Below are 23,322 nucleotides of genomic sequence, written 5' to 3' on the forward strand. Positions count from 1 at the left end.
TCAGTAGAGATCGTTGAGGCTGAGAATCCCATCTTCAATCGCGCGAGCTAGTAATGCGGACTTTGTCGGGGCCGGGCGTCCCACGCTTGCGTATTTCGCACGAGCCCGCTGCAGATGCGTACGCACTGTCGTGGGTGCGATATAGAGGCGCTTGCCCACGAGATCTTTGCTCTCTGTCTGGAACCAGGCAATGAGCACTTCCTTTTCCCGGTCGGACAATTTCAGCCGACCAAGGGTTGTGTCATTCACCAGCGCCTTCCCCATCCGTGGCCCCACATATGGCGTTCCGGTGTGCGCGGAGTGAATTGCCTCGATCAGATGCCGCTGACCCTCGGATTTCGTCAAGTAGCTAGTCGCACCCAGTTCGAGGCATGTCAAGATCACTTCGTCGGCGGCTAGATGGGAATATACGATCACCCGCTGGCCCGACTCGCATAGTCGTCGCAGCACTTCGAAGTCGGGACGATGACCGTCGATCTGGAGGTCAAGAAGAATGACGTCCACTCCGGTGCACGCGTCATCGTAGGCAGCCAGGAACTCCCGCGGGTTGGAATATTTGCCCACGACGCTGATCTGCGGGTCTGCCTGACTGCACCAAGCCTCGATGCCTGCGTGCACTACGTCGTGGTCGTCGATTATCGCAACCATCACCGGATCGGCGCGACCCTCGGTTGACGCCATAGCGTTGCCTTCCCCCTCCGCCGATGGACGGAATGACTTCTGTGGTGCCGGTTAGGACTGCATTTAAGCGCATTCGCACACTGTCGTGCGACCTGTTCCGATATCGGTTGCGTCGATTTCCGAATTTGTGTCGTCCGAACGTATGACACGCGAACGAAAATATAAGTGCCTGCGCTACTTGGAGTCGCTCCTTTTTCGTCCAACCAGCGAAGTTTCGGTGATTTAATTAACGTATACGTAAAGATGCCTGATCAAGAGTCGTTGTCGGGCTCAGGGATTCGCCAAGATTGCATATTGGGTGCAAAATGGGCTCGAAGGTGGCGCGCGCGCTGACGTGAATCCGCCAGAATCAAATGGCGCATCCGCGAAAGACGTCGAAGTAAGGACCCCTATGGGTGGAGTTAATGAGCAAAGTGGCCGTAGGCCTGTGTGCCACGCAATGCGTTGTCGTTAAATCGCCGTGTCGGTTCTGTGTCCAGTTAACCGGGGAATGACGACATGATGGACTTCCCCGCTCGAGATCTTGATGCTTCGCGCCGCCACATGCTGCGCCCCGCCGAAACGGTCGGGTTGTTAATGCGAAACTGCGTAGGTCTTCTGGTCGCTGTGGTCTCTCTGGCAGACCCTGGATCGCAGGCGCAAGGCCACGGCAAGGTGTTGCTGGCCTGCCTGGCGGCTTGGTCGGCGTACCGCATCCTCACCCGATCGAGGCGCTGGGAGTTCCTCGCCGTTGACTACGTATTCGTCCTGGCTGTGTCCTTGGGGCTACCTGCATTGGTCGCTGATCCAGACTTCTACACATTCAACACTGCGCCACAGGCGATCGCGGGGACGGCAGTGGTCAGTCTGGCTGTCTCGATGCCGATGACGGTGAGCCTGCCGATGGCTGCAGGAATCGCCGCCGCATATGCCTTCGGCAGTGCCGAGATTCTGGGGTGGAAGCATCTGCTACCCGTGGCGGCACTCTATTACTTTGCTCTGCAATGGATAACGGCTGCTCTCCTGCGGTTCATGCTTCTGCGCATCGCAACGACAATCGACCGCACCAGGGCGGCGCGCGCAGACGCTGAGTCCAGCCAGCATGTGATCGAGGCTGTTCGCGAGTACGAGCGCGAGCAGTTGGCGTTGCTGCACGACACCGCCGCATCAACATTGCTCATCGTTGGACAGGGCGGCAAACTGCCGCCTCAGCGACTGGCCGCGCAAGCTCGGCGTGATCTTCATCTTTTGGAGGAGAGTCCGTGGGAACCGCTGCCCACACGCACCGAGTTAGTGGTCGCTCTGAGGGATTGCGCGGAACATATCAATACACCGTCTCGTTTCGAAGGGCGAGAACGCCTCTGGGTCGACGGAGAGACCGCCAAGGCTGTCGTTTCCGCGGCGCGCGAGGCCATGAACAACGTCGATCGTCACTCCCAGGCAACAGAACTGGTTATTACCATCACTGACTTTGCCGTTACATTGGCCGACAACGGGATCGGGTTCGACCCAGAGATGCCGCGTTTGGGGCATGGCGTAAACGACTCCGTCTTGGCTCGTATGCGGCGGTCAGGCGGGTCCGCGTCGGTCACCTCCGCGCCAGGGGCTGGAACGACTGTCGAACTGCGCTGGCGCACAGCAGAACCAGCGGCTTCAACGGATCTGCCTGCTGACCAAGACGGATTCATCGAGAAGCTTCGCGGGCGTTACGGGCTGGCGTTGACCGCCTATGCACTGGCCAATCTGGCGGTATCGACACCTCATGCAGTCGCTAGCGGACCACACAGACTATTCAACATGGTGCTGGTTCTCCTGGCCGCGGGGAGCACGTTGACGGCCATCCCTGGAATCCGACGCGGCCGGATGCGACCCGTGTGGTGGGCTGCGGCGGTCTTACTCGCCGTGGTGGTGGTGCAGCCTCTATTGCTGGATTCAGAGATGGTTGGGGGATATGCACATTGGACTCAGAATGCGATCGGGTGGTGCCTGCTTCCGCTGCTCCTCGGGCTGCGAACCCCGAGCGGGGCGGCGGTATTGATCATCTTCTGGATTGTGGGCGCTGTCGTCGAGTTCGCCTGCCAACCCAACTCCGCGACGCTGGTCAACATTGGACTCGGCACCGCCAGCATCCTGGGTGTGCAGTTGTTCGCTCTGATCTTCAACGGTCTGATGCGCGCAGCCGCAGTGAGCGCGCAAGAAGAGGTGCATACCCACAAGCGAATAGCGTTGCGGGAACTGGTTGAACGCGCTCTTCGGGCCGAGTATCAGCGCCGCTACGCCCAGCTCGTAGACAACGTTGTTCCTCTACTGCAAGCCCTCAGTAATGGCACGCCTGTGGATGATCAGCTGCAAGCCCGCGCTCGTACCCAGTCGCGGCGAATGCGCATCCTCTTCGACCAGGCAGCTACCTTTGAGCACCCGTTCATGCAGGCGGTACGCCCTCTTGTCGATGCGGCCGAAGGCCGTCACGTCGCTGTCACCGTCGATCTGGCAGGTGAGCTGCCTGACCTCGCGCCGGTGAACGTAGATGCGGTGCTCCGGCCGATCGCCGACGTAATGGAAAGGACGACCGAATCGGCGCGGATCGTCGTGACCTGCTCGCCGAAGGAGGTCTCAGTCAGCGTTGTGTGCCACGGGTTAACCTCCGTTCCCGAGCTCAGCGATCATCCCGTCGTCACCCTCGATGTCGTCGAAGGCGACGATTCGGTGTGGGTGTTGGCCCGCCACGTCCTCATATCAGAAGGAGCCTCAAGCCATGTCCTCGCCGGCTGACCCGATTCGCGTTGTGGTGATCGACGATCATGACGCGATCCACGCCGGGATACGAACGTGGTGTGACGAAGCAAGGCCGCCGCTGCACCTCCTGGCGGCATACACCACGGCGAAAGACTTTGTCGCTGACCAACGGGACCGCTCTGTCAGCCCCGACGTCGTGTTGTTGGACCTAGAACTGAAGAGTCGGCGGCCTGACTTCGCCGCAGTCGAGGAGATCGCAACCGCCGGCCACCGGGTCATCGTCTTCTCCCACATTGAGCACGACGAGGCCATATTGCGGAGCCTGGAGTTGGGCGCCAACACCTACATCGCAAAGCCGGAGGGCAAGGAGCACCTGGTGGAGGCGATCCGCGCTGCCGCTACGGACACTCCATACGTCGGACCACGAATGGCTAGTGCAATCGGCAATGATCGCCGCGTCGGTAGGCCGGCGTTGACCGATCGCGAGAAGGAGGTGCTGCTGGCCTGGTTTCGCACCGAGAGTAAAGACCTTGTAGGACAGCAACTCTTCATCGCACCAGGCTCGGTGAAGACCTACTTGCAGCGTGTGCGTGCGAAGTACGCCGCCGTTGGACGGCCCGCCCCCACCAAGGCGGCCCTGGTCGCTCGAGCCGTCCAAGACGGCATCATCAGCATCGACGAACTTTGACACAGGTCGGCTGTTCCCGTCGGCGAGGGACCGGGACCAGTGCGGCGCCCTGCGGCTTTTGCGTGACGTGATTCCAATTCGCACTGCGGACCGTCGACTCGATTGCCGAGTACCCGGCCGTTTCTGATGTCGTACGAACGGATGACAAACGGCGAATTCTGGCAAACCTACGTTGTCGGCAATTCCGATTCGGTCTATATTCCAGCAATACCGACATATGGTCTGATTGGTTCGGTTAGGGGAGGGGAGTGGCACGGCGCAGAGCTGCCTGCCGATTCAGCACATGAGCTCAGCTGAACGAGTCATCTCACTACATCGCCGCCTCCTGCTGCAGACATCAAGCCTCTGCCTTGCTGCCAGAAGTCTGGTCTATGCCCTGGCTGCGGTGGCATCGCAGATGGAGTCCCGGGCGGATGGAGTCGCCGATCGTTACGTGATGCTTGGGCTGGGATGTTGGGCCCTCGTACGGCTGGCAACTCGCTCGCCCCTTGGCATCTACTTGGTGGCCGACTACGCCTGGGCCGCCCTGGTGGCACTGGTAAGTCCAGTTGTAGCAAACGCAGAGAACATCGGTTCATCGACCAGTCCGGCTTATGCAGTCGTGACGATCGTGGTCGCCACGGCTGCTGTCGAGCTGCCGGCGCGACTGTCGGTCCCGGTCGCTGTCGCCCTCATAGGTCTGTATACCTACCGCGGCGCCGAGCCCGACGACTGGCGCCAACTGCTCGGCTCCCCGGAGATTTATGACTTGGTGGCAAGTGTCGCGCTGGCACTGCTGATCCGCTGGGCGATCGGGCGGATGGCGGCTGCAATCGTTGCGGCCCACCGGGATCGGGTGGATGCAGAGATTGCCAATAGCGTTGCGGCCCGGCGTCTTGCCTTCGAGCGCGAGCAACTGGCTGTACTACATGACACGGCGGCGGCGACGCTACTCTTGGCCAGCGAGGTCGACAGCCCTCCGAGGGACAGATTGGCCGCGCAAGCCGCGCGTGACCTAGAGATACTTCAGCAGCCGCTCGATCAGACAGTTCCGCGTGTCGAGATCGTTGACATCCTGCGCAACGCGGTAAGACACGTGTCGACGCCGACTCGCCTCTCTGGATTGTCGCGATTGTGGCTCGATGGACGCCTCGCGTGTGCAGTGGAGTCAGCGGTCCGAGAAGCCTTGAACAACGTTGACCGTCATGCCGGCGCACGTCAGGCGATTATCGAAGTGACCAGCACCGCGATCACGGTGCGCGACGATGGCGCAGGTGCCGATCCGGCGGAATGGACCCCAGGCTACGGCGTCGCCGAATCGATTATCGGCCGAATGAAGCGCGCGGGCGGGCGCGGCTCGATCGACTCGGTACCAGGTCGTGGGACAACAGTGGAACTCAGTTGGCACCCAGACAACGGGGCGGCACCCGTCGGCGAGGCGATCGATGACTCAGAGCGGCTCATCGCCCGCATCCGTGTCATTTGCGGACTCATCCTCACCGGGTATGCACTGTCAAGTGTCTTGACCATGGCGCCATGGGGAGTCGCGTCCGGCGTGCATCCCGCGATGCAGTCGGTCTTGGCGGTACTCACCGGGCTGTGCGCCGTGGCGGCAGTGCCGGGTCTGATCTTGCGACGATGGGCACCCGCACGGGCCGCGGCAGTGATTCTGGGCTTTGTCGCACTGTGCCAGCCGCTCCTGCTGTCCGACTCCATGCTTCGCACCGAAGCCCAGTGGACCGTCGCCGCTGTCGGGTTCTCGTTGGTGCCTCTGCTGATCAACTTGCCGCTATCGCGTTCGATCAGCGTCGTGCTGCTCTGCTGGGTGGTTCCGGCAGCGGTGGACCTGCTCCGTGTACCGACAACGCAGATACTCGCCGCGATCGTAACCGGTGCGGCAAGTTTCTTAGTTCCTCAGATCGGTCTGGCGGTATTCAACGCGGTTGCTGAAAAGGCTGCACGTAAAGCGCACGAAGAGAACGCTTCTCGCGACCGCCTTGTGGTCGAACACAAAGTGGCGGAAGCTTTGCGTGCCCACTACGGGGCGGGCTACGCGGCCACGACGCAGAGGCTGCTGCCCGTACTCGCGGAGCTGGCCGGGGGGGAGCCGATCACCGAGGATCTGAGGCGGCGAGCTGCTCTTGAGAATCTGCGGTTGCGCCGAATGTTTGACGAGGCCCGGGCTGGAACCCAGGCACAGCTCGACCCTCTTCGCGCGGTCATCAACGCAGCAGCTGAACGCGGGGTGGACGTGACCACCCGCATCGACCCGAGAGCTGGTGACCTCAGTGCGGCAGATGCGGGGCGGCTTGTCGACGCAATAGGCGCCGCGCTCGCCGACGCTCGAACTTATGCTCGCGTCGTCGTGACGGCAGCGGGAGCAACCCTGACCGGCAGCGTGTTGTCCGACGGAACATGCACAGGCCCCGATCGACAACGCTTCCGAGACGACGTCGAGGTGTTGGACTCGTCAGGGAGTCGATGGGTTACCTGCCGCGTTCCGATCACTACGTGGCAATCATGAGCTCGCCGGACGGTGCATCGATGGTCTCTGTGGCCGTGATCGATGATCACGAAGCCATCCACGAGGCGGTGAAAGTGTGGTGCGCGCAGGCCGATCCACCTATCAAGTTTGTCGGAGGCTACTTCTCGGCAGACGCGTTCCTGGCTGAGCGCTCAGCCGGAGCTGGCCATACCGTCGTGGTTTTCGACCTGGAGTTGCACAGTAGACGTGCGGATTTCGAAGGTCTGCAACGCACAGTCGATGCCGGCTACCGCGTAGTCGTGTATTCCCATCTATTGGCCGACGAGATCATTCTGCGGTGCCTCGAGCTTGGTGCAGTGACCTATCTCGTCAAATCCGAAGGCAAGCGTCATCTCATCGACGCGCTGCGGGCGGCGTGGACGGACGAGCCCTACGTCGGTCCCCAGATGGCGGGTGCGATGGTCAATGATGTCAACGTCGGAAGGCCGAAATTGGCAGCGCGAGAACGGGAAGTCCTCGTCGCTTGGTTCCAGACGGAGAGTAAAGAGCTGGTGGCTGAGAAGCTGCACATTGCCCCGACGACAGTCCGGACACATCTGCAGAGAATCCGGGCTAAGTACGCGGCCGTGGGGAGGCCGGCGTCGACCAAATCGGCGTTGGTGGCCCGGGCGATACAAGACGGGATCATCGTCGTCGATGATCTGTGAGCCTTGGCTACGTCGGGTTGTTACCGCAACGGTGTCGGGGGTTTCCGGTCGTGATCGGAAACCCCCGACAGCCACCGCGCGCTCACGTGGCTTTCATCAGTAGCCTCGCGGCACCGACGCTTTCGAGCCAGGCGTAGCTGAGATGTGAGGACCGCGCACTGCGGCGGCTTGCATAGCGTCTGCGCCGAGCGCACTGTCAGCGTCGTTACTGGCGTTCGACCACAACGCCGAGGTGTGGCAATGCTGACGGCCCAACTCGATCTCGCAGCCACCGTTTTCAAATGTGCGACTAACAAACTGGATGCCTTGCGTCGGACGTTGCGAACCGGTGACGGCAGGCGCCCAGGAGCCTTGGGTGCCGTCGGCGTCTACGGACCCCGCGTTGGTGGTCAACCCATCGGCGTGGGCCGATCCGGCTCCGAAGATCGCGACGGCGACGCCCGCGCCGCCGATGATGCCCACGGCGACCGAGCGGATGCGCAGAGCGTTGATGATGTTTGCCATGAGTTCCTCCTAGTGCTGACTGTCAGACTGGAGGTTTCCAGGGCAAGCGCCGATGCGCCAGCTCTAGCTGGGCAAATAGTACGAACGGCGTATCGGAATGTCATCCGAACGGTGCACAAGGTGTCGTTTTGTTGCTTTGCTGTGGTGTGCCCGTGTTTGGTGGCTGGCGAGTGGGATGGATTCGCTGCGCCGCGTGATGATGTGACGCGCTTCCGCCCGTCGAGCGTCAGCTGAAACGAGCTGGCAGGAATCGGCGGGCTCGGTACGGGCACTCCAGCGCGCTGAGCATGTCTGTGAGCAGGAGAACCGCGGCCATTCTCGCCGTGCCTCAAACACTGGTCCACCCGCGCACTACCCTCTGGGGAGCAGGGCGAATGGAAGGGCTGACATGGGAATCGCTGACCTCGCGCTGGGCGCTGCCCCGATCGCCGGTGGCGCGCTGCTGGGTATCGCCGCCGGGACCATGAAAGGCCCGGACGTCCGCGGCATGATCAAGTCCGACCTCGAGTTGCTGGACAAGCTGCCGCCCGAGGACGTCGAACTTCGGGCCGCGCTCAAGGCCAGCATCGACCGTCGCATCCAGGACGTGATCGTCAGCACCGAGAAGAGCCGCGAACTCCTCGACGTCGCCGCCTCCTACAAGGGCAACTGGCGCGACATCGTGGTGTTCGTCTGTGCGGTGCTGTTCACCATCGTCTGGTGGAACGTTCCGCACAGCCGGACCAACTGGCTGCCGACGTTCATCTTCCTGATCCTGCTGTCGGTGCTGGTGTTCTTCTACGCCACCCGCGGTCTGATGGGCGCGCTGCGCAGTCTGCGCAAGAAGAGCTCACCGAGCTAGGTGCGCCCCGAAGAACTCCGTCATTGCGGCCCAGTGCTTCTCGGCGGACGCCTCGTCGTAGGGCGCGTTGTCGGTCACCGCGAACCCGTGTAGCGCCGGGTACCACACGATGGTGTGCTCGACCCCGGCGTCGGTCAGCGCCTTGTCGAGCGCCTCGGCATGGTCTTCGGTGAACGACGCGTCGTCCGCCGCCCCACCCACATAGACCGCGGCGCGGATCTTGTCGGCCAGCAGGTGCGGGCTGCCGTCGTCCTCGGAGGCCAGCCCGCCGCCGTGGAACGACATCGCTGCCGCCACCCGCTCGGGCACCCGGCCTGCCACGATCAGCGACGTCCGCCCGCCCATGCAGTAGCCGGTGGTGCCGAACGTCTCGCCGCTGACCTCGGGACGTGCCGCCAGGTAGTCGAAGAAGGCGCGGGCGTCGGACTCCATCGCGTCCGGGGTGATGCTGCCGAGCATCGCGAACAGCCGTTGCCGTTCGCCGGCGTCGGTGAAGACGTTCTTCATGTCGAACGGCGCCCACTGGCCGTGGCGGTAGTACACGTCGGGCAGCAGCACCACATAGCCCAGCCCGGCCAGCCGGGCCGCCATGTCACGAAAGGCTGACCGGACTCCGCCGGCGTCGGGGTACATGATGACGGCGGGCCAGGGGCCAGATCCGTCGGGGATGGCCACGGTGACGGGGCAGGTGCCGTCGGCGGTGGTGACGGTGTCAGAGATGGTCGGCATGGCATCGTTTCTACTCCAGCGCTGCGGACGTAAGCTGATCGGCGTGCCGATCTCAGTGCCAGTCCCCACGCCGTACGAGGACCTGCTGCGACTCGTTCTCGAGCAGGGGACACCCAAAGCCGACCGCACCGGCACCGGCACCCGCAGCCTGTTCGGCCACCAGCTGCGCTACGACCTTTCCGCCGGCTTCCCGTTGATCACCACCAAGAAGGTGCACCTGAAGTCGGTGGTCTACGAGCTGCTGTGGTTCCTGCGCGGGGACTCCAATGTTGCGTGGCTTCAGCAGCACGGCGTGACCATCTGGGACGAATGGGCTTCTGACACAGGCGATCTCGGACCCGTTTACGGCGTGCAGTGGCGGTCGTGGCCGACCCCGTCGGGTGAACACATCGACCAGATCAGCAACGCGCTGGAACTGCTGCGCACCGATCCGGACAGCCGCCGCAACATCGTCTCGGCGTGGAATGTCGGCGAGATCCCGCAGATGGCGCTGGCGCCGTGTCACGCGCTGTTCCAGTTCTACGTCGCCGACGGCAAGCTGAGCTGCCAGCTCTACCAGCGCAGCGCCGACCTGTTCCTCGGTGTGCCGTTCAACATCGCCAGCTACGCGCTGCTCACCCACATGATGGCTGCCCAGGCCGGCCTGGAGTTGGGGGAGTTCATCTGGACCGGTGGGGACTGCCACATCTACGACAACCACATCGAGCAGGTCACCGAGCAGCTCAGCCGTGACCCCCGACCGTATCCGGAACTCTTTCTCGCGCCGCGTGATTCGCTCTTCAACTACACCTACGACGACATCGAGATCCGCAACTACGACCCGCACCCGGCGATCAAGGCGCCGGTCGCCGTATGAGCCTTGGCCTGATCTGGGCGCAGTCGAGTTCCGGGGTCATCGGCCGCGACGGGGGCATTCCCTGGCACCTGCCCGAAGACCTCGCCCGGTTCAAGGACCTCACCCTGGGCCACACCGTGGTGATGGGCCGTCGCACCTGGGAATCACTGCCGGCCAAGGTGCGCCCGCTGCCGGGACGCAGAAATGTCGTACTCACCCGGCAAGCTGACTACATGGCGCACGGAGCGACGGTGGTGGGCGACCTCGAAGAGGCAGTGGCCGGGGACGATACGTGGGTGATCGGCGGGTCGGAGATCTACCGTCTCGCGCTGCCGCTGGCGACCCGCTGCGAGGTGACCGAGGTCGAGATCGACCTGCGCCTCGAAGACGACGACGCGCTGGCCCCGATGCTCGACGAATCTTGGGTCGGCACGTCGGGGGACTGGCAGGACAGCAGCTCGGGTCTGCGCTACCGGTTCCACCACTTCCTGCGGGCATGACCCGGCTGACCACCGACCAGGCCCGCCGGATCGCGATTGCCGCCCAGGGCTTGGCCGAACCGAAGCCGAGCGGGCCCGTCACCCGCGCCCATCTGCGTCGGCTCATCTCACGCATCCAGGTGCTGCAACTCGACTCGGTGTCGGTGGCGGTACGCGCCCATTACGCACCGGTGTTCAGCCGGCTCGGTCCCTACGACCGCGACGTCCTGGACAAGGCGGCCTGGAGCCACAGCGCACGTTCACCCCGCTTGTTGGTCGAGTACTGGGCGCACGAGGCCGCGCTGATGGCCGTCGAGGACTGGCCGCTGATGCGGTGGCGGATGCGCGAGTACAGCCACGGCCGGTGGGGTACCGAGATCGTCAAGAAGAACCCGCGGCTGGCCGAGGACATCCTGGCCGCCGTCGCCGAGCACGGGCCGAGCACGGCCGGGCAGATCGAGGCGCACCTCAACAGCGAGCAGCGCGGCCGCAAGGGACCGTGGTGGGACCGCAGCGACACCAAATGGGTGGCCGAGGCGCTCTGGTCGTCGGGGGCCCTGACGACGGCCACGCGGGTGGGATTCGCCCGCCACTACGACCTCACCGAACGGGTGTTACCCCCGCATGTGCTGGCCCGTGAGGTCGACGACGACGAGGCGGTGCGGGAGTTGGTGCTGCGGGCGGCCACCGCCCTGGGCGTGGGTACCGAAGCCGACATCCGCGACTACTTCCGGCTGAACCCGAAGCAGAGCAAGCCTGCGGTCGCCGCTCTGATCGCCGAGGGGGAGCTGGAGCCGGTCGAGGTGGCCGGCTGGCCGGCGCCGGGCTATCTACGGGCCGGGCTGTCCGTGCCGCGCGCCGACCGCGGTACCGCACTGCTGTGCCCGTTCGACCCGCTGATCTTCTTCCGGCCGCGAGTGGAGCGATTGTTCGGCTTCCACTACCGCATCGAGATCTACGTCCCAGAGCCCAAGCGGCAGTACGGGTACTACGTGTGGCCATTCCTGCTCGACGGTCGGCTGGTGGGCCGGGTCGATCTCAAGGCCGACCGGAACGCGGGTGTGCTCAACGTGATCGGGGCGTTCGCCGAACCCGGGGCCGAGGCGTCGCGGGTAGCGCCTGCCCTGGGCGCCGAGCTGCAGTCGATGGCCGGCTGGCTGGGGTTGCCGGCGATCAGCGTCGGCGCGCGAGGCGAGCTGGCTGCGCCGCTGCGTAGACTGGTCTAGCTCAGCGGAATATCGTTGTCGCCCTTGGATTCCTGGTACCGCGCCGACAGCACGTCATAGCACTCCCTGATGCGCTGCTGCTGAGCCTGCAGCTGCGAGCGCAACGGCTCGGGTTCGGAGTCTGCGAGTGCCGGAATCGAATACGCGGTCCAGAACGCGTTGCTGCGCCGGTACCCGCCGGGTTGCAGGCCGAACACCTCGGACAGGATCTTCAGGTCGTGCGGGATGGCGAAACTGTCCCGGGAGTCCTCGTGGCTGAAGAAGTAGTAGAAGTTGTCGAAGCCCGCCCAGGTGATCGCCGACATGCACATGGTGCACGGCTCATGGGTGGACAGGAAGATCAGCTCGTCGGACCCGGGCCGCTCCGGCAGCTCGTAGAACCGCTTGAGGGTGTGAACTTCGCCGTGCCACAACGGGTTCTCGGTCTCGCCGTTGGTCTCGGCGACGACCACAGACAGGTCGTCCTTGCGCAGGATCGCCGCGCCGAACACCTTATTGCCCGCCGCCACGCCACGATCGGTCAGCGGCAGAATCTCCTGCTCTAACACATCCAGCAGGCGCGGTGCGATCGTCGACATGGCCAACGCTAACGCGCGCACCCCGCGACCGCGCGTCGGACGCTCACCCCGCCTGGGCGACCACCCTGCGGTCCGGCACCCGCGGGAGCCCGAGGTGCCCCCGCAAGGTCGACGTCGTGTACTCGCGCCGGAACAGTCCACGCTCGCGAAGGATCGGGATGACGTGGTCGACGAACAATTCCAGACCGGACGGGAACACGTCGGGCATCAGGTTGAACCCGTCGACAGCACCCGCCACGAACCACTCCTCGATCGCGTCGGCGATCTGTTCGGGTCCGCCGACCACCAGCCGGTGCCAGGTGATCACCCGGTCCAGCAGTTCGCGCACCGTCAGATGTTCCCGCCGCGCCAGGTTCACCACGATGTCGCGGGCCCCCTGTGACCCGGTGTCGGTGACGGCGCCGTCCAACAGCCACTGCGGCAGCGGCTTGTCCCACGACAACTCCGACGGGTCCACCGACAACTGGCCGGCCAGATGTGCCAGCCGACGCTCGCCGGCCAGCTCGTTGAGTTCGTCGTTGCGGCGTCGGGCTTCGGCCTCGGTGCTGCCCAGCACGAACGACAGCCCCGGCATGATCCGGACGGCATCGCGCGGACGCCCGTAAGTGGCGGTACGGGAACGCAACTCGTCGGCGTTGCCCAGTGCGTCCGGCAGTGAGGCCTGGGCCGCGAACACCCCGTCGGCGTAGCGGGCCGCCAGATCCAGTCCGCCCGACGAGCCGCCCGCCTGGAACAGCACCGGGTGCCCCTGCGGGGGCCGGGGCAAGGTCAGCGGACCGTCGACGGAGAAGAACTCGCCGCGGTGGTCGATGGTGTGGATCGCGCCCGGGCGGCTGAACGCCCCGGTTGACTTGTCGGCGAGCACGGCGTCGTCGTCCCACGAATCCCACAGCGCCCGAACCACATCGATGAACTCGGCGGCACGGCGGTACCGCTGCCCACGATCGGGCTGTGCGCCGCCGCCGAAGTTGTTCCACGCGTACGGGTCACTACTGGTCACCACGTTCCAGGCCACCCGGCCACCGCTGAGATGGTCGAGCGACGCGAACCGCCGGGCCACGTTGTAGGGCTCCTCGAACGACGTCGACACCGTCGCGATCAACCCCAGATGCGTGGTGGCCGACGCCAGCGCCGACAGCAGGACCAGCGGGTCCAGTGCCAGTGGTGGAGCCACCAACGGCTGCGTCGGATCCTGGAACAGTGACGGACTGTCGGCCAAGAACAACGCATCCAGCGTCCCGCGCTCGGAGATGCGCGCCAGGTTGGTCCAGAACGACAGATCGGTGAACCAGTTCGGATCCGCTCCCGGGTACTGCCAGGCCGCCGGGTGCATCCCGTCGGACAGAACGTTGACCCCCAGGTGAAGTTGGCGCGCGCTCACCCCGGATTACCTGGGAGTGCAAGCTTCTTTACCTCGGGATCGGTGGCGATGAACTCCTGGACCCGCGGGTCCTTGAACGCCTTGATGAGGTTCTGCACGTTCTCGGTGTCGATGTAGTTGCTGCCGACGGTGAGCACCGAGGCGAACTCGTCGGGTGACTTCGGTGCGAAGATCAGCTTGTCCTCGCTCACCCCGGCGGCCAGGAACGACTCCGCATAGCCGACGACGGCATCGAGGTCGGGTAGCGCGCGCGGTTGGGCCCCGAAGTCGAGCAGGGTGAACGTGAGGTTCTTCGGGTTGGTGACGATGTCCTTGGTGGTCAATGCGGTGATGTCGGCGTCCGGGCGCAGCGTGATCAGCCCGGCCTGCGCCAGATACCAGATGCCCTGGGCATTATTGGCCGGATCGGCCAGCAGCGACACCGTCGCCCCGTCCGGAAGTTCCTGGGGCGTCTTGTATTTGTCCGACCAGATGCCGAACACCCAGTGGAAGAACGGTCCGGTGGCGGCCTGTTCCTTGAAGCTCGGGTTGGCGTCGAGCACCTGCTGCAGCCAGTGCCGGTGCTGGAAGATGGTGCCCGCGTAGCGGCCGTCGCTGATGGCCTGGTTGATCTGCGTGCTGTCACCGAGTCCGACCGCGCCCACCTTGACGTTGTAGTCGGGGGCGACGTTGGCGGCGATGTACTCGATGATCGCCTTCTCTGCCGGGTTGGAGTCCAGGTAGACGACGTCGACTGTGGCGCCCGCGGTCTCATTGGCCGATGTAGTGCCACCGGAACGCTGCACGATGAAATAGATTGCCGCTGCGGCGATCACGATGATCGCGGCGACCAGATACGGCCAGCGTCTGCGTTGTTTGAGGGTGAAACCGTGCGGCGTGGCCGCGACCGACTCGTCGATGCTCATACTTCGAGAAGACTGCTGCACAACGGGCTGGTTGCCCAGGTTTGCGCTCACCGCGATCGACTCGCGATGATCGCAAAACCGGCCAGCTAGCGCTCGAGCGCGCGGATCAGAAGTTCCTTGATCTCGAACGTGGTGTCCTCCAGTGAGCGGACTCGGGTGTTGGTGTCGTCCAGCTTCGATTCAAGCGAGGTCAGTCGCACCCCGTGTTCAACGAGGGTGCCCGCCATCTCGCGTTGATTCGCCCCCAGCGCATTGACTGCCGCGAGCACGGCGCGATAGTCGGCCTGCGAGGCCTCGAGCGCGGCGACGCGCGCCTCCAGATCCGCGAGTGTGGACACGCGTCTGAGTCTACGAGCGCGCCCCGCGCCTGTCAGTTCACCTGCCATCCCCCCTCAGCGCTACTGTTCTTCGGTGGCCGAGACGGCGCCGCTGCGCGTGCAACTGATCGCCAAGACCGAGTTCTTGGCACCTCCCGACGTGCCCTGGAGCACCGACGCCGATGGCGGCCAGGCACTCCTGGAGTTCGCCGGCCGGGCCTGCTACCAGAGCTGGTCCAAACCCAACCCGCGCACCGCCACCAACACCGCCTACCTCAAGCACATCATCGACGTCGGCCACTTCTCGGTGCTCGAACACGCCTCGGTGAGCTTCTACATCACCGGCATCTCCCGCTCGTGCACCCACGAACTGATCCGGCACCGCCACCTGAGCTACTCGCAGCTGTCCCAGCGCTACGTGCCCGAGAACGAGGCCCAGGTCGTCGTCCCGCCCGGTCTGGAAGACGATCCCGAACTCCAGCAGATCCTGCTCGAGGCCGCCGACGCCAGCCGGGCGGCGTACGTCGAACTGCTGGCCAGGCTGGAAGCGAAGTTCGCCGACCAGCCCAACGCCGTGCTGCGCCGCAAGCAGGCCCGCCAGGCCGCCCGCGCCGTCCTGCCCAACGACACCGAGACCCGCATCGTGGTCACCGGCAACTACCGCGCCTGGCGGCATTTCATCGCGATGCGGGCCAGCGAGCACGCCGACGTGGAGATCCGCCGCCTGGCGATCGCCTGCCTGCGGGCGCTGACGCAGGTCGCGCCGTCGGTGTTCGCCGATTTCGAGATCGCCGAGCTGGCGGACGGCACCGAGGTGGCGACGTCGCCGCTGGCGACGGAGGTCTGAGCTCGACCGGGTAATCTAGACGCCCGTGAGCATCAGCGGATTCGACGCCAGCGCCCGGTTGGGCACGGTTCTGACCGCGATGGCGACTCCGTTCAAGCCCGACGGCTCCCTGGACACCGACGCCGCAGGCCAGCTGGCCACCCGGCTGGTCGACGCGGGTTGCGACGGTCTGGTGATCTCCGGCACCACCGGCGAGTCGCCGACCACCACCGACGACGAGAAGACCTCGCTCCTGCGGGCCGTGGTCGAGGCCGTCGGTGACCGAGCCCGGATCATCGCCGGTGTCGGCACCTATGACACCGCTCACAGCGTGCATCTGGCCAAGGCGGCCGCCGCTGCCGGCGCACACGGCCTGCTGGTCGTCACCCCGTACTACTCGCGCCCCCCGCAGTCGGGTCTGGTCGCGCACTTCACCACCGTCGCCGACGCCACCGACCTTCCGGTGATCCTCTACGACATCCCGCCGCGCTCGGTGGTGCCGATCGCGTGGGACACCATGCGCACGGTCGCGCAGCACCCCAACATCGTCGCGGTCAAAGATGCCAAGGCAGATCTGCCCGGCGCCGCGGCGATCATGGCCGAGACCGGGCTGGCCTACTACTCCGGCGACGACGCGCTGAACCTGCCGTGGCTGGCGATGGGGGCGGTGGGATTCATCAGCGTCTGGGGGCACCTGGCAGCTGGGCAGTTGCGGGACATGTTGAGCGCCTTCAACTCCGGTGACATCGCCACCGCGCGCAAGATCGCGGTGAACCTGGGACCGCTCAACGACGCGCAGAGCCGCCTCGGCGGTGTGACGCTGTCCAAAGCCGGGCTGAAGTTGCAGGGTTTCGACGCCGGTGATCCTCGGTTGCCCCAGATGCCGGCCACCGCCGCGGAACTCGACGAGCTGGCTGCCGACATGCGTGCCGCGGCGGTCCTGCGATGAGCTGCGCATGAACGCCGAACTGACACCCCCCGGACCGTTGGCCCCGGGTGCGCTGCGCGTCACTCCGCTGGGCGGGGTCGGCGAAATCGGGCGCAACATGATGGTTTTCGAGCACCTGGGCCGGTTGCTGATCGTCGACTGCGGGGCGCTGTTCCCCAACCATGACGAGCCGGGTGTGGACCTGATCCTGCCTGACATCCGGCTCATCGAGCACCGCCTCGACGACATCGAAGCGTTGGTGCTCACCCACGCCCATGAGGATCACATCGGCGCGATCCCGTTCCTGCTCAAGCTCCGTGCCGACATCCCCATCGTGGGATCGAAGTTCACCCTCGCCCTGGTCGCCGCGAAATGCCGGGAACACCGCATCAACCCGGTGTTCGTCGAAGTCTCCGAGGGCACCCGCAGCACCCACGGCGTCTTCGAATGCCAGTACTTCGCGGTCAACCACTCGATCCCGGACGCGCTGGCCATCGCCATCCACACCGGCGCCGGAACCGTGCTGCACACCGGCGACATCAAACTCGACCAGCTACCACTCGACGGCCGGCCCACCGACCTGCCCGGCATGTCGCGGCTCGGTGACGCCGGGGTCGACCTGTTCCTGTGCGACTCGACCAACTCCGAGCTGCCCGGCGTGGGGCCGTCGGAGAGCGAGGTCGGGCCTACCCTGCACCGGCTCATCCGCGGCGCGGAGGGACAGCGGGTGATCGTGGCCTGCTTCGCCTCGAACGTCGACCGGGTCCAGCAGGTCATCGACGCCGCCGTCGCATTGGGCCGCAAGGTGTCCTTCGTCGGCCGCTCGATGGTGCGCAACATGGGCATCGCCAAGGAACTGGGATTCCTGCACATCGAGGACCGCGACGTCGTCGACATCGGCGCCGCCGAGGAGATGCTGCCCGGCCAGGTCGTGCTGGTCACCACCGGCACTCAGGGCGAGCCGATGGCGGCGCTGTCGCGGATGTCGCGCGGCGAGCACCGCAGCATCACCGTCACCTCCGATGATCTGATCATCATGTCGTCCTCGCTGATTCCCGGCAACGAGGAGGCGATCTACGGTGTCATGGACGGCCTGGCCAAGATCGGCGCGCGAGTCGTCACCAATCAGCAAGTGCGGGTGCATGTCTCGGGCCACGCCTACTCCGGTGAGCTGCTGTTCCTCTACAACGGTGTCCGTCCGCGCAACGTGATGCCGGTGCACGGCACCTGGCGTATGTTGCGGGCCAACGCCAAGCTGGCTGCCGGCACCGGCGTCCCCGAAGACCGGATCCTGTTGACCGAGAACGGTGTCAGCGTCGATCTGATGTCCGGGGTGGCCAGCATCGCCGGGGCGGTGCCGGTGGGCAAGATGTTCGTCGACGGCCTCGTCACCGGCGACGTCGGCGATGCGACGCTCGGCGAGCGGCTGACCCTGAGTTCGGGTTTCGTGGCGATCACCCTGGTGCTGCGCCGCGGCACCGGCCGGGTCGCCGCCCCGCCGCAACTGCATTCCCGGGGTTTCTCGGAGGATCCCAAGGCACTCGACCCGGTGGCGCTCAAGATCGACGCTGCACTGGAAGCGCTTGCCGCCGACAACGTCACCGATCCGGTGCGCATCGCGCAGGCAGTGCGCCGCACCGTGGGCAAGTGGGTGGGGGAGACCTACCGTCGCCAGCCCATGATTGTGCCGACCGTCATCGAGGTCTAGACCGCAGCCAGCTCACCGCACGGTCACGGTAGGCGAGGATGCCCTTGTAATCGGCCATGTCCTCGGGCAATTCGGCCAGCACCGACGCCATGCGGCTCCGCCAGTCCTCGACGGTCGCGATGTCGGCCAGCGGCAGCATGTAGCTGCGGATCAGGAAGCAGATGGCACCGGATTCGGCCAGCCGGATCAGGTGTTGGACCTCGACCCGCAGATGCACCAGCCGGCCGAACTCCTCATCGCTGACGGCGTCGAGTTCACCTTTGTCGGGCAGCCACTCGGGCATCGTCTCGGTGGACACGTCCAGCGTTCGGCCGACCGTCATCGACCAGTTGGTCCGCCGGTAGATCTGGTTGGGCTGCAACCGCATCAGGAATTCCCGGGCCCGGGTGATCACGCCGGATTCCCGCAGACGCGGCACCGGACCGTGAATCTCGAGGAACGTCATGCCGACGTTGAAGCCGAACGACCAGCCCGCGGCGAAGGTCACCACACCGGCATCGGCGAACAGGTCGCCGTCGCGCTGGTCGAGCAGAACGATGTCGTCCTGAACCTGCCCGGCGATGTAGGCCAGCGGCTCGCACGGCAGGCTGGACTCGTCACCGATCACGAAATCCTGGGCAATGCCCAGCAATTCGTTGCGCCAATGCCACACCTCGCCATCGCGGCTCAGGGACATGGATTCGGGATAGCCGGTGGCCAGTTCGGTCATCAGAACCAGCATGGTGTCCCAGCACGCCACCCGCATGTGCGGCAGCGCGGCATGCCGGGTGGGGTCGGTCGCCAGGATGCGTTTCCGCTCGGCCAGCTCATGGTGGTATTCGCTGTCGATGTGGATGACCTGCTGACCCCACTGTCCGGCAAGGGTTCTCACCGCGGTGCCGGCCGGTTCGAGGTTGGTGCTGTACCGGTAGACGTCACCGGAATACGGGAACGGGAACGACGCCATCAGATCGGGGGCGGACACCGGCGTGCTCACAGCTCCACCTCCACGCGGCCAGACGCCCTCGATACGCAGGCCATCATCGCGTTACCCGCTTCCTTCTCGGCCTCGCTCAGATACAGGTCGCGGTGCAGCAGTGCACCGGAGCGCACCCCCACCCGGCATTCCCCGCAAACCCCCTGACGGCACATGTTCGGTACCGCCAACCCCTGTGCCTCCAGCGCCTCGAGCAGCGATACCCCAGAGTCGACGACGAAAGTGGCTCCATTACTGACCAATTCGGCCTCGAAGGGCTCACCCGGAGCCAGGTCTCCACCGAAGTGTTCGACATGGATGCGGCTGGGCGGCCAGCCGAGTCCGGCCGCTGTGCTCACCACGTCGTCGATGAACGTCGCCGGCCCGCAGACGTAGGCGTGGGTGCCCAGTGGCGAATCACTCAGCGTGGCCGTCAGTTCGGCGAGGAACACCGACCGGTCGGTGAAGAATCGCGCGTTGTCGGTCAGCGACTTGATGTCCTCTACGTAGGCGCCGCGGCCTTCACGGTGGATGTAGAGAAGGTGCGCATCGCGGCCCCACCGCCGGGCGCTGCGCAGGTGCGACACCATCGGTGTGATGCCGATCCCGGCGGCGATCAACAGATGGCGGCGGGCGCCGAGCACCGGTGCGAACGCGCTACGCGGTTCACGGATTTCGAGAGTGTCGCCGAGGCGAAGTGTGTGGATCCAGCGGGAGCCGCCCCGACCCTGCGGGCATTCCAGCACCGACACGACGTACTCGCGGGGTGCGGCGGTGTCACCGGTCAGCGAGTAGGCGTTCGCGCCGCCGACGTACTCGATGACGATGTGGCTGCCGGGGGTGAACGGCGGCAACGGCCCCCGGTCGTGGCGGGCCAGCGTGAGAGTCCGGATTCCGGGCACGTCGTCGTCGATGCCGACGACGTGCACGCTCAGTGTCGTCACGGGGTGCCGTCCTGACGGTCGGCGTGAGTCGCGAAGCCGAGATGCGCGCCCAGTCGCCGCGACACGTGATAGTGGACGAACAGCTGGCGGCCACAGCCTTCGCACGCCAGCTCGCCGGTCAACTCGATCTCGGCGGCGCTGACGTGCCGGCAGTGCGCGCAGTACACCGTGCGGGTGCTGACCTCGGTGGAGGCGATGGTCATCTCGTCATCACCGACGCCGAGTTGGATGGCCAGCGAGCGCACCCGCAGGCACGCGTGCGCGGGACCGGCCAGCAGCAGGCGCCAACCGACCACCGCGTCGGCCACGTCGGCCGCCAGTGCCGTACACGCTGCCTCGGCGTCGCCGACGTGATGGATCCGCAGTGCAGCGCCGGGGAGGTGAGAGCTGACCTGTGCGGCCCACTGGTGGGCGATGTCCTCGGCGTCGGATCCGATCGCGAGCACCGTCCACGACCGCCCGGACAAGTCGGCAGGCGGACGAACTTCCTCGACGGCCCACGGCGGGACGCTGGTCAGGGCCAGGTGAGGACTCATCGCCCCGCGATCCTATCCGCGGGTGGGCTCTCAGCGCCTGTCCTACGGCGGGCGGGCAGCGCGCAGCCCGGGTGGTAGAAAGCTCGTCATGCCCGCTGACCCGTCGACACCCGTGCTGATCGGCTGGCAGGAGGTGAGCCGGCGCGACGCCGATCCCCGCGACGGTAAGGAAGCCGCAGAGTTGATGGCCGAGGCGGCTCTGTGTGCGCTCGGGGACATCCCGGGCGCCGCGGTGGACTGGATCGGCGCCACCGCCGGACTGACTCGCTACGCCGACCCGGGCCGCCTGGTGGCCGACCGGATCGGCGCCGCGGGTGCGCACACCGTGCTCGCCCACATCGGCGTCATGCAGCACACCTTGGTCGGTGAGGCCTGCCGCGCCGTCCAATCGGGCGCTCACCGGCTGGCCCTGGTGGTGGGTGCCGAGGCGCACTACCGCAAGGTCCGGTCGGCCGCGGCAGGGCAGGAGGCCGCCGTCACCACCCAGGACGAGGGTGTGGCGCCCGACGAGTCGCTGCGTTCGCCCGCCTTCGACGAGGCCATGAGCCACCCGGCCGAGACCGCCGCCGGGCTGGCGGCCACCCCCGCCTACTACGCCCTGATCGACAGCTTCTGGCGCAGCCGGCACGGCGTGAGTGTGGAGGATCACCGCGATCATCTCGCCCAGCTGTACGCCCGGTTCGCCGCGATCGCGGCGGGCAACCCGCACGCGGTACGCCGCAGGGCTTACCCTGCCGCTGAGCTGCGCGACCCGTCGCCGGCCAATCCGATGGTCGCCTTTCCGTACCCGAAGCTGATGGTGACCACCTGGACCGTCGACCAGGGTTGCGCGCTGCTGATCACCACCGAGGGCTACGCCGACGAACTCGGGGTGCCGCGCAGCGCACGGCGCTACCCGGTGATTGCAGTGGAGTCCAACCACGTCGTTCCGGTGTCGGGACGAACCCGGCTCAGTCAGCCGGCGTCCATGCGGATCATCGCCGAGGAGATCGCCCACCGCACCGGCCTGGACACCTCGCAGATTGACCTGCTTGACCTGTATTCGGCTTTCCCGGCGCCGGTGCTCATCGGTGCGGAGGCGTTGCGTGTGCCGCCCGGGCGGGATCTGACGCTGACCGGCGGCATGTCGTTCGCCGGTGGTCCGCTCAACAGCTACGTGTTGCATGCGATTGCCGCCGCCGCTGACCGGCTCGGTGCGCCCGACACCCGGACCGCGCTGATCAGTTGTGTCAGTGGGCTTTACAGCAAGCAGGGGGCGTTGGTGATCGCCGCGGCGCCGGGGTCTGCGCCGTTCGAGACCGTCGACGTCACCGACGCCGTCGCCGAGGCCGAGCCCGGGATCCCCGTCGTCGTCGACGCGGCGGGGGACGGGCTGATCGTGGCCTACACCGTGGTGTTCGAGTCCGGGCAGCCCGAGCGGGCCATCGTCGTGGTCGATCTGGCCGACGGACGGCGCACCGTCGCGCGCAGCCATGACCAGGACGTGATGGCGAAAGCGTTGTCCCAGGACATCATTGGTGTGCCGGTACGGGTGGGCGACGGCCTGTTCGCCTTCGCCTAGCGCTTGTTGACGTAGCCCGCGTCCACCGGCAGCGTGACACCGGTGATGTAGCGCCCGGCCTCTGAGACCAGGAAGAACACCGCGTTGGCGATGTCCTCCGGCTCCAGGGTCTGCACCGGCAACGCGTTGCTCATATCCGGCCCGCCGAAGTTCTGTTGGGCCAGTCCGTCCAGCCAGGAGCGGGTGAACTCGTTGTCGATCATCGGGGTGTTCACCCCGGCCGGATGCACCGAGTTGACCCGGATATTGAATGCCGCAAGGAAATTGGCGTACGCCCGCATCAGGCCGACCACGCCGTGCTTGGCCACCGTGTAGCCCAGCGACCCGGCGACCGGTGCGCCGATGCCCACCAGTCCGGCCACCGAGCTGGTCAGCACGATCGACCCGCCCTCGCCCTGCTTGATCAGCGGACGCATCGCCACGTCGACGGTGTGATAGACGCCGGTCAGGTTCACGTCGATGACGTCCTGCCACGCGCCGTCGTCGGCCATCGGGGCGATCCCGGCGTTGGCGATCACGATGTCCAGGCGGCCCAGTTCGGCGATGCCCTCCTTGAGAGCGGCCTTGAGCGCGGCCCGGTCGCGGACGTCGGCTTCGCGGGCGACGATGCGCGCTCCGGTGTCCTCGACGAGTTTGACCGTCGCGGCCATGTCCTCCGGGGTGGCCAGCGGGTAGGGCACGCTGGCGATCTGGTCGCACAGGTCGACCGCGATGATGCTGGCGCCTTCGGAGGCCAGCTTCACCGCATGCGCGCGGCCCTGGCCGCGGGCCGCACCGGTGATGAACGCGACCTTGCCGTCGAGTTCACCCATGA

General features: G+C 65.8%; 23 protein-coding genes. 12 read left to right on the forward strand and 11 right to left on the reverse strand.

What is annotated here, in order from left to right; genetic code table 11:
- Positions 1–681 (reverse strand): response regulator transcription factor, encoded by a 681-nt coding sequence (locus tag OG976_RS23480; protein WP_328354392.1) that lies wholly within the window; start codon positions 679–681, stop codon positions 1–3.
- Between the two features lie 498 nt (positions 682–1,179).
- Between OG976_RS23480 and OG976_RS23485 the strand changes: the two genes are divergently transcribed.
- The 4 genes from OG976_RS23485 to OG976_RS23500 all read left to right on the forward strand — a co-directional run bounded on the left by OG976_RS23485 (position 1,180) and on the right by OG976_RS23500 (position 7,255).
- Positions 1,180–3,432 carry a sensor histidine kinase gene (locus OG976_RS23485; RefSeq protein WP_328354394.1) on the forward strand — a complete coding sequence of 751 codons (2,253 nt, stop codon included), beginning with the start codon at positions 1,180–1,182 and terminating at the stop codon, positions 3,430–3,432.
- Complete coding sequence (locus OG976_RS23490; protein ID WP_328354397.1) at positions 3,416–4,084, forward strand: response regulator transcription factor; 669 nt, start codon at positions 3,416–3,418, stop codon at positions 4,082–4,084. The genes OG976_RS23485 and OG976_RS23490 overlap by 17 nt, the downstream gene beginning before the upstream one ends.
- 502 nt (positions 4,085–4,586) lie before the next feature.
- A complete protein-coding gene (locus tag OG976_RS23495; RefSeq protein WP_328354400.1) occupies positions 4,587–6,587 on the forward strand; it encodes an ATP-binding protein in 2,001 nt (666 codons plus the stop codon).
- The gene (locus tag OG976_RS23500) at positions 6,584–7,255 is read left to right on the forward strand and encodes a helix-turn-helix transcriptional regulator (RefSeq protein WP_328354403.1); all 672 of its coding nucleotides are present in this window, start codon (positions 6,584–6,586) and stop codon (positions 7,253–7,255) included. Before OG976_RS23495 ends, OG976_RS23500 begins: the two co-directional genes overlap by 4 nt.
- A 96-nt stretch (positions 7,256–7,351) precedes the next feature.
- On the opposite strand, the gene OG976_RS23505 is transcribed toward OG976_RS23500, so the two are convergent.
- Positions 7,352–7,759, reverse strand: coding sequence for a hypothetical protein (locus tag OG976_RS23505; protein WP_328354406.1), 408 nt, complete (start codon positions 7,757–7,759; stop codon positions 7,352–7,354).
- A gap of 388 nt (positions 7,760–8,147) precedes the next feature.
- Here OG976_RS23505 and OG976_RS23510 point away from each other — a divergent pair, with 388 nt between their 5' ends.
- Positions 8,148–8,600: a hypothetical protein gene (locus OG976_RS23510; protein ID WP_328354409.1), complete on the forward strand. Its 453-nt coding sequence runs from the start codon at positions 8,148–8,150 to the stop codon at positions 8,598–8,600.
- Here OG976_RS23510 and OG976_RS23515 read toward each other — a convergent pair.
- A complete protein-coding gene (locus OG976_RS23515; RefSeq protein WP_328354412.1) occupies positions 8,589–9,329 on the reverse strand; it encodes a dienelactone hydrolase family protein in 741 nt (246 codons plus the stop codon). The two genes, OG976_RS23510 and OG976_RS23515, sit on opposite strands and share 12 nt — an antisense overlap.
- A gap of 55 nt (positions 9,330–9,384) precedes the next feature.
- On the opposite strand from OG976_RS23515, the gene OG976_RS23520 reads away from it, so the two are divergent.
- The 3 genes from OG976_RS23520 to OG976_RS23530 are packed head-to-tail and all read left to right on the forward strand — an operon-like array spanning position 9,385 to position 11,869.
- Complete coding sequence (locus OG976_RS23520) at positions 9,385–10,185, forward strand: thymidylate synthase (RefSeq protein WP_328363932.1); 801 nt, start codon at positions 9,385–9,387, stop codon at positions 10,183–10,185.
- Positions 10,182–10,664: a dihydrofolate reductase gene (locus OG976_RS23525; RefSeq protein ID WP_328354415.1), complete on the forward strand. Its 483-nt coding sequence runs from the start codon at positions 10,182–10,184 to the stop codon at positions 10,662–10,664. The genes OG976_RS23520 and OG976_RS23525 overlap by 4 nt, the downstream gene beginning before the upstream one ends.
- Positions 10,661–11,869, forward strand: a complete 1,209-nt coding sequence (locus tag OG976_RS23530) for a winged helix-turn-helix domain-containing protein (RefSeq protein WP_328354418.1) — start codon at positions 10,661–10,663, stop codon at positions 11,867–11,869. The genes OG976_RS23525 and OG976_RS23530 overlap by 4 nt, the downstream gene beginning before the upstream one ends.
- Here OG976_RS23530 and OG976_RS23535 read toward each other — a convergent pair.
- From OG976_RS23535 to OG976_RS23550, 4 genes are all read right to left on the reverse strand, one after another.
- A complete protein-coding gene (locus tag OG976_RS23535) occupies positions 11,866–12,447 on the reverse strand; it encodes a nucleoside deaminase (protein ID WP_328354421.1) in 582 nt (193 codons plus the stop codon). The two genes, OG976_RS23530 and OG976_RS23535, sit on opposite strands and share 4 nt — an antisense overlap.
- A gap of 43 nt (positions 12,448–12,490) precedes the next feature.
- Entirely contained in the window at positions 12,491–13,828 is a 1,338-nt protein-coding gene (locus tag OG976_RS23540; RefSeq protein WP_328354423.1) for an LLM class flavin-dependent oxidoreductase, read from the reverse strand.
- Positions 13,825–14,733 carry a MetQ/NlpA family ABC transporter substrate-binding protein gene (locus tag OG976_RS23545; protein ID WP_328354426.1) on the reverse strand — a complete coding sequence of 303 codons (909 nt, stop codon included), beginning with the start codon at positions 14,731–14,733 and terminating at the stop codon, positions 13,825–13,827. Before OG976_RS23545 ends, OG976_RS23540 begins: the two co-directional genes overlap by 4 nt.
- 86 nt (positions 14,734–14,819) lie before the next feature.
- On the reverse strand, positions 14,820–15,071 hold the full coding sequence (locus OG976_RS23550; protein WP_328354429.1) for a hypothetical protein: 252 nt from the start codon (positions 15,069–15,071) through the stop codon (positions 14,820–14,822).
- A gap of 73 nt (positions 15,072–15,144) precedes the next feature.
- On the opposite strand from OG976_RS23550, the gene thyX reads away from it, so the two are divergent.
- Genes thyX through OG976_RS23565 form a run of 3 tightly spaced genes read left to right on the forward strand, consistent with a single transcriptional unit; the run spans position 15,145 to position 18,512 of the window.
- Complete coding sequence (gene thyX / locus OG976_RS23555) at positions 15,145–15,897, forward strand: FAD-dependent thymidylate synthase (RefSeq protein ID WP_328354432.1); 753 nt, start codon at positions 15,145–15,147, stop codon at positions 15,895–15,897.
- 25 nt (positions 15,898–15,922) lie between these two features.
- Positions 15,923–16,825 carry a 4-hydroxy-tetrahydrodipicolinate synthase gene (gene dapA / locus OG976_RS23560; RefSeq protein ID WP_328354435.1) on the forward strand — a complete coding sequence of 301 codons (903 nt, stop codon included), beginning with the start codon at positions 15,923–15,925 and terminating at the stop codon, positions 16,823–16,825.
- 7 nt (positions 16,826–16,832) lie between these two features.
- Positions 16,833–18,512, forward strand: coding sequence for a ribonuclease J (locus tag OG976_RS23565; protein WP_328354438.1), 1,680 nt, complete (start codon positions 16,833–16,835; stop codon positions 18,510–18,512).
- Here the strand turns inward: OG976_RS23565 and OG976_RS23570 are convergent.
- The 3 genes from OG976_RS23570 to OG976_RS23580 are packed head-to-tail and all read right to left on the reverse strand — an operon-like array spanning position 18,499 to position 20,947.
- Positions 18,499–19,458: a heme-dependent oxidative N-demethylase family protein gene (locus tag OG976_RS23570; protein ID WP_328363934.1), complete on the reverse strand. Its 960-nt coding sequence runs from the start codon at positions 19,456–19,458 to the stop codon at positions 18,499–18,501. The two genes, OG976_RS23565 and OG976_RS23570, sit on opposite strands and share 14 nt — an antisense overlap.
- A gap of 26 nt (positions 19,459–19,484) precedes the next feature.
- A complete protein-coding gene (locus tag OG976_RS23575; RefSeq protein WP_328354441.1) occupies positions 19,485–20,411 on the reverse strand; it encodes a PDR/VanB family oxidoreductase in 927 nt (308 codons plus the stop codon).
- Complete coding sequence (locus tag OG976_RS23580; protein ID WP_328354444.1) at positions 20,408–20,947, reverse strand: dimethylamine monooxygenase subunit DmmA family protein; 540 nt, start codon at positions 20,945–20,947, stop codon at positions 20,408–20,410. The genes OG976_RS23575 and OG976_RS23580 overlap by 4 nt, the downstream gene beginning before the upstream one ends.
- A 22-nt stretch (positions 20,948–20,969) precedes the next feature.
- Between OG976_RS23580 and OG976_RS23585 the strand changes: the two genes are divergently transcribed.
- Positions 20,970–22,508: a hypothetical protein gene (locus tag OG976_RS23585; RefSeq protein WP_328354447.1), complete on the forward strand. Its 1,539-nt coding sequence runs from the start codon at positions 20,970–20,972 to the stop codon at positions 22,506–22,508.
- On the opposite strand, the gene OG976_RS23590 is transcribed toward OG976_RS23585, so the two are convergent.
- Positions 22,505–23,320 (reverse strand): mycofactocin-coupled SDR family oxidoreductase, encoded by an 816-nt coding sequence (locus OG976_RS23590; RefSeq protein WP_328354450.1) that lies wholly within the window; start codon positions 23,318–23,320, stop codon positions 22,505–22,507. The two genes, OG976_RS23585 and OG976_RS23590, sit on opposite strands and share 4 nt — an antisense overlap.
- Positions 23,321–23,322 lie beyond the last annotated feature (2 nt).

This window comes from Mycobacterium sp. NBC_00419 (assembly GCF_036023875.1).
In the GTDB taxonomy this organism is placed as follows: Bacteria; Actinomycetota; Actinomycetes; order Mycobacteriales; family Mycobacteriaceae; genus Mycobacterium.